Origin of the sequence: Jannaschia marina, assembly GCF_013404595.1 — a bacterium.
In the GTDB taxonomy this organism is placed as follows: domain Bacteria; phylum Pseudomonadota; class Alphaproteobacteria; order Rhodobacterales; family Rhodobacteraceae; genus Jannaschia; species Jannaschia marina.
This window is the reverse complement of the sequence record NZ_JABVAX010000007.1, coordinates 108,683-121,619: the sequence shown is the minus strand read 5'-3', so window position 1 is coordinate 121,619 and position 12,937 is coordinate 108,683. Positions and strand designations below refer to the sequence as shown.

Genomic DNA, 12,937 nt, shown 5'->3' with positions numbered 1-12,937 from the left:
CGTCAACGCGGGGTGGGAGCGGTGCCGCCGGGCCACGGCCTTAACTTTCGGTGCCCCGTCGGGAACAAAGGGCGGAACGACAGTTTCCCCGACCCGAGAGATTCGATGCGCTTCGCTTTTTTCGTTTGTGTGTTTTCCACCCTGATCGGCTTCGCGGCCCCCGCTGCCGCGCAGCAGGTCTTCGTCCAGATCGAGGCGCACCCGAACCTCGGGGAGGCCACGTCCCGCGCACGCGCCTACGGCTCGATCGTCTCCGACATCAACGGCTTCGCGATGGGCGGACGCTGGTACGCGCTGGCCCTCGGCCCCTACGACGCGGCCACCGCCAACGCGACCCTGCGCCGCCTGCGGCGCGAGGGGCTGATCCCGCGTGACAGCTACATCTCGGACGGGCGCAGCTACCGCGACCGGTTCTGGCCCGTGGGGGCAGGGGCCGCGGCCCCCCCGCTGCCGAGCGCGCCCGCAGCGGACGTCGAAACCCCGACGACCGACGGCGACGACATCGCCGCCCCCGCGCCGCTCCTCCAGCCCGAGGAGACGCGGCGCGAGGCGCAGCGCTCCGAGCAGCTTCTGTCGCGCGACGAGAAGATGGAGCTGCAGCGCGCGCTCCAGTGGTTCGGCTTCTACACGGCCGCCATCGACGGCAGCTACGGCCGCGGCACGCGCAACTCCATGGCCGCCTGGCAGACCGCCGCCGGCGTGGCCGAGGTCACGGGCATCCTGACCACGCGGCAGCGCGCGCGCCTCCTCGAGGAATACGCGACCTCGCAGAAGGAACTCGGCCTCGAACCCGTGACGGTGGCCGAGGCGGGCGTCTCCCTGATCGCGCCGCTCGGCCTCGTGGCCTTCGACCGCATCGAGGCCCCCTTCGTGCATTACGCCCCGAACGGCGACAGCGGCGTGCGCCTGTCGCTCATCAGCCAGTCGGGTGACCGCGCCGTGCTCGGCGGTCTCTACGAGATCCTGCAGACGCTCGAGATCGTCCCGACCGAGGGCGACCGCTCCAAGTCGCGCGACGAGTTCCGCATCACCGGGGTCGAGCCCGATCGTACCACGCAGGTCTACGCCAAGCTCGATGGCAGCCACATCGTCGGCTACATCCTCTCCTGGCCCGAGACGCAGGATGGCCTCGCCGCCCGCGCGCTGCCCGAGATGGACCGCACGCTGGCGTCCTCCGGCGCGCCCTTGCCGCCCGAGGCCGGGTTCGAGGCCGCCGAGCAGAGTTTCGACATGGTCTCGGGCCTCGAGGTCCGCCGTCCGCTGCGCGCCGCCTCCGGCTTCTTCGTCGACGGCAACGGCGCGGTCGTGACCGCTGCCGAGACCGTCGCCGGCTGCAGCCGCGTCACGCTCGACCGGCTGCACGAGGCCGAGGTCGCGCTGAGCCGCGACGGTGTCGCCGTCCTGAAACCCGTCGCGCGCCTGGCGCCTGTCGAGGTCGCCGCGCTCGCCCCCACCGAGGGCCGCCTGCGCTCCGCCGTATCGGTCGGCGGCTTCCCCTTCGGCGGCGTGCTCGGGGCCGCGACGCTCTCCTTCGGGACGCTCGAGGACGTGCGCGACCTGGAGGGCGACGAGGACGTGATCCGCCTGTCGCTCGAGGCGCGCGACGGCGACGTGGGTGGCCCCGTCCTCGACCAGTCGGGCCGGGTGGCGGGCATGTTGCTGCCCGATCCGGTCGACGACAGCCGGGCGTTGCCGGCCGACGTGACCTTCGCGGCGAAGGCGCGCGCGCTGACCGAGGTTCTGGCCGAGGCCGGCGTCTCGGCCCGGACGGCGGCGACCGCGGCCCCGATCGCGCCCGAGGACCTGACGACGCGCGCGGTCGGCATGACCGTCCTCGTCAGCTGCTGGGAATGATCGCACACCGCGAAAAGCCTTCGTTGAAGGCTTCTCCCGGAGTTTTCGCTGAAAACTCCCGCTGCCCAAGTCTTCCGCGAAGACTTGGGGAAGAGCTTTCGCCGAAAGCTCTTCATGCATTCCGGGATCGCCGGTGAGCTTCGCCGACAGCTATCTCGGCCGCCTGCGCGCGGCGATGGGCTCCGTGCCGCTGATCTCCGTCGGCATCCGCGTCCTCGTCGATGACGGGGCGGGCCGCTTCCTCCTCATCCGCCGCGCCGACAACGGCCTCTGGGGCGTGATCGGCGGCAGCATGGAGCTCGGCGAGTCGCTCAGCGACGCCGCCCACCGCGAGGCGCGGGAGGAGGCCAACGCCATGCTGCGCGACCTGACGCCCTTCGGCCTGTCGTCCGACCCGGAGATCGAGCGCTATACCTATCCGAACGGCGATCGGGTCCAGTCGGTCTCGCTGATGTTCCATGCGCATCTCGTGCCCGGAGACCTGCGGCCCGTCGACGGCGAGGCGACCGAGCTGCGCTTCGTGGCCCCGGACGACATCGACCTCGAGACCATGGTCGCGCCGGAACGCCCGATCTTCGCCGCCTACGCCCGGTTCCGCGCGACGGGAGAGTTCCAGCTGATCTGAGGCCCGTCAGGCGAGCCAGAAGCGCCGCGTGAAGAGGACGTAGACGACCACGAGCTCCAGCCGCCCGATCAGCATCGCCGCCGCAAGCAACCACTTCGCGGTATCGTTGAGCGGGGCGAAGTTGCCCGCGGGCCCGATGATCGGCCCGAGGCCCGGCCCGATGTTCGCCACCGCCGTCGCGGCCCCCGAGACGCTGGTGACGAAGTCGAGCCCCGTGAGCGCGAGCGCCACCGCGAAGACGCCGAGCGTCACCACGAAGAGGACGAAGAACGCCATGACCGAGGACAGCACGTCCTCGCTGACCGTGCGCCCGTCGTAACGTGGGCGGAAGATGCCGTGGGGCGAATGGATCTGGCGCAACTGCGCCTTCAGCGCCGCGAAGAGGATCTGGTAGCGGAAGATCTTGACCGAGCAGGAGGTCGAGCCGGCGCAGCCCCCGATGAGACCGCAGAAGAAGAAGATCGTGATGATGAAACCGCCCCAGGCCATGTAGTCGACGCTGGCATAGCCCGTGCCCGTCAGGATCGAGGCGATGTTGAAAAGCGCCTCGCGCAGGGCCCGCTCCGGGCCGAAGTCGTCCACGACCACGAGCGTCACCGTGACCACCGCGACGAGGGTGGCGACCGTCCCGAAGAAGGCGCGCACCTGGCTGTTGCGCAGAAGCGGCCGACCCTCGCCGTTGGCCAGTTGCACGTAGAGCACGAAGGGCAGGGCGGCCGAGAGCATGAAGACCGTCGCGATGTATTCGTGCACGCCCTGGAAGGCCCCGAAGCTCGCGTCGTAGTTGGCGAAGCCTCCGGTCGAAACGGTCGTCATCGCGTGGACCATCGCATCGAAGGTGCCCATCCCGGCGACGCCGTAGGCCAGCGCGCAGGCTACGGTGATGCCGACGTAGATCGTCGAGATCTGGGCCGAGATCTCCGCGGCGCGCGGCAGCACCTTGCCCATCGTGTCGAAGGCCTCCGACTTGAAGATCTGCATCCCGCCCACGCGCAGCTCCGGCAGGAAGACCATCGCCATGACGATGACCCCGATTCCCCCGAACCACTGCAGCAGCCCCCGCCACAGCAGGATCCCCGCCGGCAGATCGTCGAGCCCCGAGATCACCGTGGAGCCCGTCGTCGTCATCCCCGACATCGCCTCGAAGAAGGCGTCCGTGTAGCTGAGCCCCGTCGCCCCGAGGACCATCGGCAGTGCCGCGAACACCGGCAGCGCGACCCAGACGCCCGAGGTCACGAGGAACGTCTGCTGCAGCGACAGCCGGTCGCGCACCGCGTTCGAACAGGCGAGCGACAGGCACATGCCCACGAGCCCCGTGATCATCCCCGATTCGAGGAACACCGGCCAATGGCCGTTCTCGGCGACGAGATCAGCGAGGAGCGGCAGCGCCATGGCGACCCCGAGAACCATCAGGAGAAGGCCGATCACATATCCGACAGGGCGCAGGTCCAGCATCAGATCGGTGTCGGGCGGGCGGGCGACGGTGTCAATGGCCGCGGCGGCGGCCCGATTGCGACACGGCAAGGCCCGTGGCGATCAGCAGGAGCGCAAGATAGAAGCGGCCGGGCAGGTCCTCGCCCAGCACGAGCGCGCCGAAGAGCATCGACCAGACCGGCACCTGATAGTTCACGAGCGTCATGAAACTCGGCCCCGCCGAGCGGATCACCTGCACCCGCAGGAGCGCCGCGAAGGCCGTGGGGACGAGGCCGAGGAACACGATCGCCCCCATCACGAGCGGGTCCGCGACCCCGGGCAGGCCTTCGACCCAGAGCATCGCGGGCATCAGGATGACGGCCCCCACGACCAGCGTGAGCGCCGAGAGCCACATGCCGTCGATGGGCGGGCAGCGCCGCGTCAGGATCGAGCCGACGGCATAGCAGACCGTCGCCGCGATGCAGGCGAGCCGCCCGAGCGCCGCGAGGTCGCCGCCCCCCGCCGCCGTGATCCCGGGCCCGAGGAGGACGAGCGCGCCGAGAAGCCCCAGCCCGAAGCCGCCGGCCTTGCGCAGGGTCAGCCGGTCGCCCGGGACGAACCAATGCGCCAGCGGCAGCACGAAGAGGGGCAGCACCGCCATCGAGAGGCCCGCGAAGGCCGAGGGCACGTGCTGCTGCCCCCACGACAGGAGCATGAACGGGGCCGCCGTCGTCAGCACCCCCAGCACCACGACGTAGAAGGCCAGAAGCCCGGACAGCCGGGGCAGGGGCCGCCCCATCGCCAGCACGAGCGACAGGAGCGCCAGCGCACCGAGCCCGGTCCGCGCCGCCGCGACCGTCACGGGGCCGTAGCCGCGCAGGGCCACCGCGACGACCATGAACGTGCCGCCCCAGATCAGGCCGAGCCCGATGACCGATGCGTAGTTGCCGAGGGTCGGCTGTGAAACGGGAGTATCCGTGGTCTGTGCCATGGCGGCGGTCTAGCGCGCCCGACCCGCGACCGACAGCCCATTCGCCTGCCGGGATGATCGTCGGCGCGGCCGACGCCTGGTGCGGTCGTCACAGCCCGCGGCGGCGCGTTTCGCCGGCGCGGGCCCGTCCGTGACGGCGAGCGGGACCGCAAGCACCGTCTTCCTTGTCGGGACTATGCAGCGCCATGGAAGGCGGCTTTGCGCCACCATGCCGTCCCCGCCGCTTGGCAGACGGCTGCGCGCGCCTATCTGCCCTCACACCACCATCTGCGCGGAGCCACCCCATGCATTATTCCGACTGGATCGTCGTCTGCCTGCTGGGCATCTTCCTCGCCGTCGTGATCGCCGCGCTTCACCGGGCCAACCGCAAGGTCCGGACGCTCTATGCCGACAAGGCGATCCTCTCCCGCGATTGACGGCGGTGCGGCGCGGCCTTTGCAGGGAACATCATCGCACCCCGCGGCGTTGACGCAGCGAAGACCCGAAACGAAAGGAGACACCCCATGGGCATTGAAACCCTGATCGGTGGCCTGTTCCTGGTCACCCTGCTTGCCGCCATCGCCTTCGCCGTCTGGAGCAAGACGCGGACGGAACGGATGATGGAGAAAGATCGCCCGGCGCAGCCGTCGCCGCTGGCCCGGAAGGAACCGGATCCGCGCTTCACGCCGGATCGCGACGTGACGGATCCCCACCGCGTCGCCTCCCAAAGCTGACCGGCCGGAGATCGCAGACGAAAAAGGGCCCGCGCGAAGCGCGGGCCCTTTTCCATTCCGTCAAGTCGCGGCTCAGTTCTTGGCCTTGTCGACCATCTTGCCGGCCGAGATCCAGGGCATCATGCCGCGCAGCTTCTCGCCCGTCTCCTCGATCTGGTGCTCGTCGTTCAGGCGGCGCGTGCCCTTGAAGAAGGGCTGGCCCACGGCGTTCTCCTGCATGAAGTCGCGCACGAACTTGCCGGTCTGGATGTCCGTCAGGATCGCCTTCATCCGCGCCTTCGTCTCGTCGTAGGGCAGGACGCGGGGGCCGCTGACGTATTCGCCGTATTCGGCGGTGTTCGAGATCGAGTAGTTCATGTTGGCGATGCCGCCCTCGTAGATCAGGTCCACGATCAGCTTCACCTCGTGCAGGCACTCGAAATAGGCCATCTCCGGGGCATAACCGGCCTCGACCAGCGTCTCGAAGCCCATCCGGATCAGCTCGACGAGGCCGCCGCAGAGCACGGCCTGCTCGCCGAAGAGGTCGGTCTCGCATTCCTCGCGGAAGTTCGTCTCGATGATACCCGACCGGCCGCCGCCGATGGCCGAGCAGTAGGACAGGCCCAGCTCCAGCGCCTTGCCGCTCGCATCCTGGTGCACCGCCACGAGGCAGGGCACGCCGCCGCCCTTGGTGTATTCGCCGCGCACGGTGTGGCCCGGGCCCTTCGGGGCCATCATGATCACGTCGACGCCGGGCTTCGGCTCGATCAGGCCGAAATGCACGTTCAGGCCGTGGGCGAAGGCGATCGCAGCGCCGTCGCGGATGTTGTCGTGGACGTACTTCTTGTAGGTCTCGGCCTGCAGCTCGTCGGGCATGGTGAACATGATGAGATCGGCCCAAGCCGCGGCCTCGGCGATGCCCATGACCTTCAGGCCCTCACCTTCGGCTTTCGCCGCCGAGGGCGAGCCCTCGCGCAGGGCGACCACGAGGTTCTTCGCGCCCGAGTCGCGCAGGTTCAGTGCATGGGCATGGCCCTGGGAGCCGTAGCCGAGAATGGCGACCTTCTTGTCCTTGATCAGGTTCACGTCGCAGTCGCGGTCGTAGTAAACGCGCATGGGGTTGTCCCTCCTTTGGTGTTCGTCGGCGCTATCCCTATGGCGCTTTCCGGCGGAAGACGAGAAGGATCAGCGATGGATTTTCGGATATTCGGCGAATAATCATTCTTTCACATACTATTCAGTGACGAATCCATGCTCGATGACCTCGACCGCCGCATCCTCCGCCTCTGGCAGAGCGACCCCGAAATGGGGCCGCCCGAACTCGCCGCCGCGCTCGACCTGCCGGCCGCCCGCGTGTCGCGTCGCATCGACAAGCTTCGCGAGGCCGGCATCCTGCGCGGGGTCGGGGCCGTCATCGACTGGACCGTCCTCGGCTACGGCGTCGAGGTCTCCCTGCGCATCCAGCTCGACAAGACCGCGCGCGGCGCCTTCGACCGCTTCATGGCGGAAGCCCGCAAGGTGCCCGAGGTCACCGAGCTGCAGACGTTCCTCGGCCGCGTCGACCTCCGCCTCAACGTCATCGCCCGCGACATGAGCCACTGGCAGCATCTCTACCGCGACCGCATCCTGACGCTGCCGCACATCGCCGAGATCGAGGCGCTGATGCACGTCGCGACGGTGAAGACCGACCAGACGCTGCCGATCTGAGTTTGTACAAAACGCGCAAAGGGGTGTTCCGGATATGTACAAAACGTTCAATTCGCGATGATCGACGACACGGACAGGGCCATCCTGCGCGTCGTGCAGGCCAACGCCACCCTTTCCGCCGGGGCCGTCGGACGTGCCGTCGGCCTGTCCCAGCCCGCGGCCTGGCGGCGCCTGCGCCGTCTCCGCGACGCGGGCATCGTCAGAGGGCGCGAGTTGCATCTCGACCTTGAAAAACTGGGGTTTGGCGTCACCGTCTTCCTCGGCATCAAGCTCGCCACCAAGGGCCGCGTCAGCCTCGAGGACTTCGAGCGCGCCGTCTCCGCAATCCCCGAGGTGCGCCGCGTCGAGCACGTCCTCGGCCGCTACGACTACCGCCTGCGCATCACCGCCCGCGACCTCCCGGATTTCGAACGCGTGCTGCGCCGGCGGATCATGGCGCTCCCCGGTGTCGGGGAAATGGAGGCCAACGTCTTGTTATCGGAAGAAAAACTCCCGGGTCCGCTCTAGCGCGGCAGGCTCCACTCCAGCGCGTCGTGGGCAAGGCGGCTGTAGCGGAAGGTGCGGAAGCCGAGCGCTGCGGCGGCGTTCACGTTGGTGGAATCGTCGTCGACGAAGAGCACTTCGCCCGCCGAGAGCCCCATGTCGTCGAGCACCTTTCGGAAGGCCGTCGCGTCGGGTTTCGCATGGCCCAGCCGGGCGGAGGCATAGACCGCCTCGATCCCGTCGATGCGCTCTGCGATCCCCTCGACCCACGCGGCCCGCCGCAGGTCCGCGTTCGTCAGGATCGCTTGGCGATAGCCCTGCCGGGCAAGGCGGGCCACGGCGTCCAGAACCGCTGTGTTGGGGTGAAAGTCCTTTTCGAGCCAGTGGGTTGCGACCGTCTCCGGCGTCGTCTCCGCCCCACTTGTCTCGATCCAGCGGCCGATCCGGTCGAGCAGGTCTTCCCGTCCGGTCAGAACGGATTCGAGGTTGCAGAAGACCGCGTCGACGAAGCCGTCGAGGGGCTGCCCGAAGGTGCCCTCGAAGTCGTCCGTCCAGAGAAACCGCCCCTGCGGCGCATTGTCGTTCAGGACGCCGTCGAAATCCCAGAGGACGGCGCGCAGGGGAACGTTCGCGGTGATCATGCCCGAGCATAGCGCAGGGAGCCGCGTCGAAGAACCGCTGCCGAACGTCGCGCCATGTGTTTGCGGCGCCCTGCCAGCCATGAAACAGTCGCGCGAGACAGGAGGATACGACCATGGCACTACTCGGTACCGTCGACCCGCAGGGGCTCGAAGAATTCTCGGTCGTCTTCACCGACCGCTCCCTCAACTCCATGTCGCAGGGGTTTCAGGGGGTCATGCGCGACCTGCACGCCGGACTCGCGGAGGTCTACAACGCCGATCACGTCACGATCGTCCCGGGCGGCGGTACCTTCGGGATGGAGGCCGTCGCGCGGCAGTTCGGGCAGGGCGCGAAGGCACTCGTCGTCCGCAACGGCTGGTTCAGCTATCGCTGGTCGCAGATCATCGAGACCGGGGCGTTTTCCGAAGGGGTCGAGGTGCTGAAGGCGCGGCAGGCCGGCAACGACAGCCGCTCCCCCTTCGCGCCCGCGCCCGTGGAAGAGGTCGTCGCCCGCATCCGCGAGACGAAACCGGACGTCGTCTTCGCACCTCACGTCGAGACGAGCGCCGGTGTCATCCTGCCCGACGCCTATATCGCCGCGCTCGCCGAGGCCGCACACGAGGTCGGCGCGCTTATGGTGCTCGACTGCATCGCCTCGGGCTGCGTCTGGGTCGACATGAAGGCCACGGGCGTCGACGTGCTGCTCTCGGCCCCGCAGAAGGGGTGGAGCGCCTCGCCCTGCGCCGGGCTCGTGATGATGTCGGAGGCGGCCCACGCCCGCGTCATGGCGACGAGTTCAGACAGCTTTGCCATCGACCTGAAGAAGTGGACGCAGATCATGGAGGCCTACCTCGGCGGGGGCCACGCCTACCACGCGACCATGCCGACCGATGCGCTCCGTGCGTTCCGCGACACGCTGGAGGAGACCCGCGACTACGGCTTCGACCGGTTGAAGAGCGCGCAATGGGAGCTGGGCGACAAGGTACGCGCGATGTTCGCGGCGAAAGGTGTCCGGTCGGTCGCGGCCGAGGGGTTCGGTGCGCCGGGCGTCGTCGTCAGCTACGCGCCGTCGGACGAGGTGAAGACCGGCAAGGCCTTCATGGCGCACGGGATGCAGATCGCCGCGGGCGTGCCGCTGCAATGCGACGAGCCGGCCGACTTCGCGACCTTCCGCATCGGCCTCTTCGGGCTCGACAAGCTCATGGATGTCGACGGCACCGTCGCCCGGCTGAAACGTGTCGTCGATCAGGTGTTTCCGGACTAGAAGCGGAGTCTAGAGCTTCAGCACGGCGGCTTGTCCCGCGCGCAGCGCCGGGCGGGCGAGGGGGCGGGCCTCGGCCGTCTCGAGTTCGGGGAAGAGGGCGAGCACTTCGGCTCGCGCGGCCTCGCCCATCATGTCGAGCGCTTCGGCCCCGGGGTGCAGCGTTTCGGCGAGGCAACCGGCCACGTCCACGATCTCGTGGCTCTCGCACAGGAAGTGGTGATAGGTCACCGCCGCGCAGGGCGCGGGACGGATGGTCGTGTCGTTGACGAGATGCTTCGCGGGGGCGAGCACTTCCGGCAGGCCCGCCATGAGCTCCGCCGACGGTCCGGAGACGAGGATCCGGTGGTTGGGCGAGACGCGGAAGGCCCAGGTGTTGCCGATCGCGCCGGGTGCGAAGCGGATCGGAGTGAGGTCTCCGGTGCCTGCGACCTCGCGCGCCCCGATCCAGAGGATGCGCTGTGCGCCGTGGTCGCGGGTGACGACCCGGTCCCCGACCTCGAGCGCCTCGACCGGCTTGTATCCGTCCGGTGTCAGGATCGGGGCGCCCTCGGCGAAGCAGATCATTACGCCCGTCCCGAGGGCATAGAGGTTGTTGCCCTCCTCGATCGTGCCGACGTCGATCATGCCGTCGCCGTCGAAGTCGAAATCCTGATTGCGGTCGAAGAGCACCGGGCCGCTTGCGATCTCCGAGACGAGGTCGCGCCCGCCGGCGACGATGAGCTGATTGAAGGTCGGCGCGCCGGGGTCGCTGCTGACGAGGACGTTGGCGTTGAACCGGACGTAGCCGTCGCCGAGCCCGCTCAGGTCCGACTGCACATTGGCCGTCTGGCCCGGGTTTTGCGGCCCGTAGGTGAATTTCGTCGTGCCCGAGGCGAAATCGGCGGCACTGTCGTAGACGGTGATGCCGAAGAAGCCGGAGGCCCCCGAGACCTCGCCGTCGGCCGTCACGTTCTGAACGTCGAAAACCACGATGTCGTCGCTGTCGAAGACCTGCTGGCCGCTCTGGATCCGGATCGTGCCCTGACCGTCGTTGCCGCCGGAGGAATTGGTGTTAACCGACGGATCGCGCAGGATATTCGCACCGGTGACGACGATCTGACCGTTCATGGCGATTCTCCTGATTGCCCGCGTGAGATGATAGGCACGGGACGGTTGGCGTCACGTCGCGGTTGAGCGATTTCGGGCGATTTCGACGAAACTAGCCTATCCGATTGGTTCCCGTCACGAAACACCGAGCCCGAGTCGCATCAATCCGCGGCGCACCGGCGCGATATCGTGCAGTGCCGCAACGCCCCTTGCCCGAAGGGCCCGCGCCGGCAGCATCGCGGCGATGGAGGTGCGGTTCAGGATGTCGATACCCGTCATCCGCAGCGTGACATCGCCGCGCCGCGCGCGGGCATAGGCGGCCGTCATCGCATCCGAGCCGATATCGCCGCGCGCGCAGAGATCGCGCAACGTCGCGATGTCGCGCAGCGAGGTGTTGAGCCCCTGTGCGCCGATCGGCGGCATTCCGTGGGCGGCTTCGGCCGCGAGGACGAGGCGGCGGCCGTGCAGGCGGTCGGCGAGCTGCGATGTGATCGGCCAGGCGGCACGGTCCGTGATGGGCGTGAGCGGTCCGAGGACCCCGGCGGAGCGGTCGTTCACCTCCGCCGCGAAGGCGGCGTCTTCGAGCGTCATGCGATCTTTCTGCGCGCGCGCGTCATCCATCCAGACCACGGCGGAGCAGGGGCGACCGTCCCTGTCCTCGAGGGGAACCAGCGTGAAGGGGCCGCCGGTCCGATGCACCTCGATGGAGACGTTCCCGTGCGGAGCGTCGTGTGCCACGGCGAAGACCAGGGCCGTCTGACCGTAGTCCACCCGGCGCGCCCCGATACCGGCGAGACGGCGCAGCGCGCTCTGCCGCCCGTCGCAGGCGACGACGAGCCGCGCGCGCAGGCGGGTGCCGTTCGAGAGTGTGACCCGCGCGCCGCTCGTGCGTTGCAGAAGGCCGGTGACGGCGGTGCCGAAGCGCAGATCGACCGTTTCGAGCGCCTCGGCCCGGCTGAGCAGGGCCTCGCGAAGGGCGGGGTTCGGGACGTTCCAGCCGAAGGGCGCATCGCCCATGTCTCGCGCCTCGAAGTCGCGCGTGACGGGCGGTTCCGCGGCTGCATCGACGATGCGCATCGTCCAGAGTTCGGTTCCGTGGGCTGCGATCCCGTCCCAGGCTCCGGCGGCTTCGAGCAGATCGCGGGCCGGTTGCAGAAGCGCCGTCGTCCGCAGGTCCGCGTCGGCGGCCTCCTCGCCGCTGGCCGGCGGCGCGGGGTCGACGAGGGTGACGCGATGGCCGGCGCTGCCCAGAACACAGGCGGCCGAGAGGCCCGCGGGGCCCCCGCCGGCGATGAGAATATCGGTATCGAAGTCCATGATCGGAAGGTAGGGCGCGCCGGCGTGCTCAGCCAGTCGACAGGATGCCGCGCAGGAACGCGGTCAGATCGGCGGTGTGGTGATGGATGTGCGGTGCCGGTGCCGGGGTCGGGGCGACATGAACGGTCGTCACGCCGCGCTCCGCCGGAACCCGCAGGTTGCGCGCGCTGTCCTCGAACATGGCGGCCGCGCGCGGGGTGAGGCCATCTCGGGCGAAGACGCGGTCGAAGGCGGCCGGCGCGGGCTTCGGCACATGGCCCGCATGTTCGATGCCGTGGATCGCGTCCCAGAGGCCGTCGAGCCCGCGCGCGCGCAACACGTCGAGGGCATAGGGCGCGGTGCCGTTCGTGAAGATGACCTTGCGGCCGGGCAGGGCGGCAATCGCCGCCCGCAGGTCCGGATCGGGAGTCAGGACCGAGAAATCGATATCGTGCACCTCGGTCAGGAACGGCTCGGGCGCGACGCCGTGATCGTGCATGAGCCCCGCGAGCGTGGTGCCATGGGTGGCCCACCACTCGGCGCGCAGCCGGTCGGCCTCGCCGCGCCCGACGCCGAGCGCCGACGTGATCCAGTCGACCATGCGCGCCTCGATCTGCGGAAAGAGCGGCGCACTCGGCGGATAGAGCGTCTCGTCGAGGTCGAAGACCCAGGTGCGGACGTGGCTCCAGTCGGCGATGACGGTCGATAACATGGGGCCGGTGTGACTGCGCCGCGTGCAGGGGTCAAGCGGCGGATGACGGCGCGCGCGACCGGCGGCGGACCCGTGGGGCCGGGCGGTCGGTTCTTGCGACCCGGCGGCTCGCTGCCGGTCCGACCCGCGTGCGGGCGCGTGGGCGACGGTTGCCCGATCGCTCCGCTCGCCGGTATCGGGGCCGTCGGACGCG

General features: G+C 69.2%; 14 protein-coding genes. 7 read left to right on the top strand and 7 right to left on the bottom strand.

The window, feature by feature from the left end:
* The first annotated feature begins 105 nt into the window (after positions 1 to 105).
* Together HSX43_RS13160 and HSX43_RS13155 are read left to right on the top strand one after the other, a co-directional pair.
* Positions 106 to 1,854 (top strand): serine protease, encoded by a 1,749-nt coding sequence (locus tag HSX43_RS13160; protein ID WP_179380604.1) that lies wholly within the window; start codon positions 106 to 108, stop codon positions 1,852 to 1,854.
* Positions 1,855 to 1,987: 133 nt separating this feature from the next.
* Complete coding sequence (locus HSX43_RS13155) at positions 1,988 to 2,479, top strand: NUDIX domain-containing protein (protein ID WP_179380603.1); 492 nt, start codon at positions 1,988 to 1,990, stop codon at positions 2,477 to 2,479.
* A gap of 6 nt (positions 2,480 to 2,485) precedes the next feature.
* Here HSX43_RS13155 and HSX43_RS13150 read toward each other — a convergent pair whose 3' ends face one another.
* On the bottom strand, positions 2,486 to 3,934 hold the full coding sequence (locus tag HSX43_RS13150; protein ID WP_179380602.1) for a TrkH family potassium uptake protein: 1,449 nt from the start codon (positions 3,932 to 3,934) through the stop codon (positions 2,486 to 2,488).
* A 31-nt stretch (positions 3,935 to 3,965) separates the two neighbouring features.
* Positions 3,966 to 4,883, bottom strand: a complete 918-nt coding sequence (locus HSX43_RS13145) for a DMT family transporter (RefSeq protein WP_179380601.1) — start codon at positions 4,881 to 4,883, stop codon at positions 3,966 to 3,968.
* Positions 4,884 to 5,167: 284 nt separating this feature from the next.
* On the opposite strand from HSX43_RS13145, the gene HSX43_RS19835 reads away from it, so the two are divergent.
* Together HSX43_RS19835 and HSX43_RS13140 are read left to right on the top strand one after the other, a co-directional pair.
* Positions 5,168 to 5,299: a hypothetical protein gene (locus HSX43_RS19835; RefSeq protein ID WP_268884069.1), complete on the top strand. Its 132-nt coding sequence runs from the start codon at positions 5,168 to 5,170 to the stop codon at positions 5,297 to 5,299.
* Between the two features lie 87 nt (positions 5,300 to 5,386).
* Positions 5,387 to 5,596, top strand: coding sequence for a hypothetical protein (locus HSX43_RS13140; protein WP_179380600.1), 210 nt, complete (start codon positions 5,387 to 5,389; stop codon positions 5,594 to 5,596).
* Positions 5,597 to 5,668: 72 nt separating this feature from the next.
* Here the strand turns inward: HSX43_RS13140 and ilvC are convergent, their stop codons facing one another.
* Positions 5,669 to 6,691: a ketol-acid reductoisomerase gene (gene ilvC / locus HSX43_RS13135; RefSeq protein ID WP_179380599.1), complete on the bottom strand. Its 1,023-nt coding sequence runs from the start codon at positions 6,689 to 6,691 to the stop codon at positions 5,669 to 5,671.
* A 135-nt stretch (positions 6,692 to 6,826) separates the two neighbouring features.
* Between ilvC and HSX43_RS13130 the strand changes: the two genes are divergently transcribed.
* The gene (locus HSX43_RS13130; protein WP_179380598.1) at positions 6,827 to 7,282 is read left to right on the top strand and encodes an Lrp/AsnC family transcriptional regulator; all 456 of its coding nucleotides are present in this window, start codon (positions 6,827 to 6,829) and stop codon (positions 7,280 to 7,282) included.
* A 57-nt stretch (positions 7,283 to 7,339) separates the two neighbouring features.
* Positions 7,340 to 7,789, top strand: a complete 450-nt coding sequence (locus HSX43_RS13125) for an Lrp/AsnC family transcriptional regulator (RefSeq protein ID WP_179380597.1) — start codon at positions 7,340 to 7,342, stop codon at positions 7,787 to 7,789.
* On the opposite strand, the gene HSX43_RS13120 is transcribed toward HSX43_RS13125, so the two are convergent.
* Positions 7,786 to 8,406, bottom strand: coding sequence for an HAD-IA family hydrolase (locus tag HSX43_RS13120; RefSeq protein ID WP_179380596.1), 621 nt, complete (start codon positions 8,404 to 8,406; stop codon positions 7,786 to 7,788). The genes HSX43_RS13125 and HSX43_RS13120 overlap by 4 nt on opposite strands.
* 113 nt (positions 8,407 to 8,519) lie before the next feature.
* Here HSX43_RS13120 and HSX43_RS13115 point away from each other — a divergent pair, with 113 nt between their 5' ends.
* On the top strand, positions 8,520 to 9,650 hold the full coding sequence (locus HSX43_RS13115; RefSeq protein ID WP_179380595.1) for an aminotransferase class V-fold PLP-dependent enzyme: 1,131 nt from the start codon (positions 8,520 to 8,522) through the stop codon (positions 9,648 to 9,650).
* A gap of 9 nt (positions 9,651 to 9,659) precedes the next feature.
* Here HSX43_RS13115 and HSX43_RS13110 read toward each other — a convergent pair whose 3' ends face one another.
* The 3 genes from HSX43_RS13110 to HSX43_RS13100 form a co-directional block, all read right to left on the bottom strand.
* Positions 9,660 to 10,757, bottom strand: coding sequence for a Hint domain-containing protein (locus HSX43_RS13110; protein ID WP_179380594.1), 1,098 nt, complete (start codon positions 10,755 to 10,757; stop codon positions 9,660 to 9,662).
* A gap of 114 nt (positions 10,758 to 10,871) precedes the next feature.
* Positions 10,872 to 12,053: an FAD-dependent monooxygenase gene (locus tag HSX43_RS13105; protein WP_179380593.1), complete on the bottom strand. Its 1,182-nt coding sequence runs from the start codon at positions 12,051 to 12,053 to the stop codon at positions 10,872 to 10,874.
* A 28-nt stretch (positions 12,054 to 12,081) separates the two neighbouring features.
* A complete protein-coding gene (locus HSX43_RS13100; protein ID WP_179380592.1) occupies positions 12,082 to 12,744 on the bottom strand; it encodes a pyrimidine 5'-nucleotidase in 663 nt (220 codons plus the stop codon).
* Between the last annotated feature and the right edge of the window lie 193 nt (positions 12,745 to 12,937).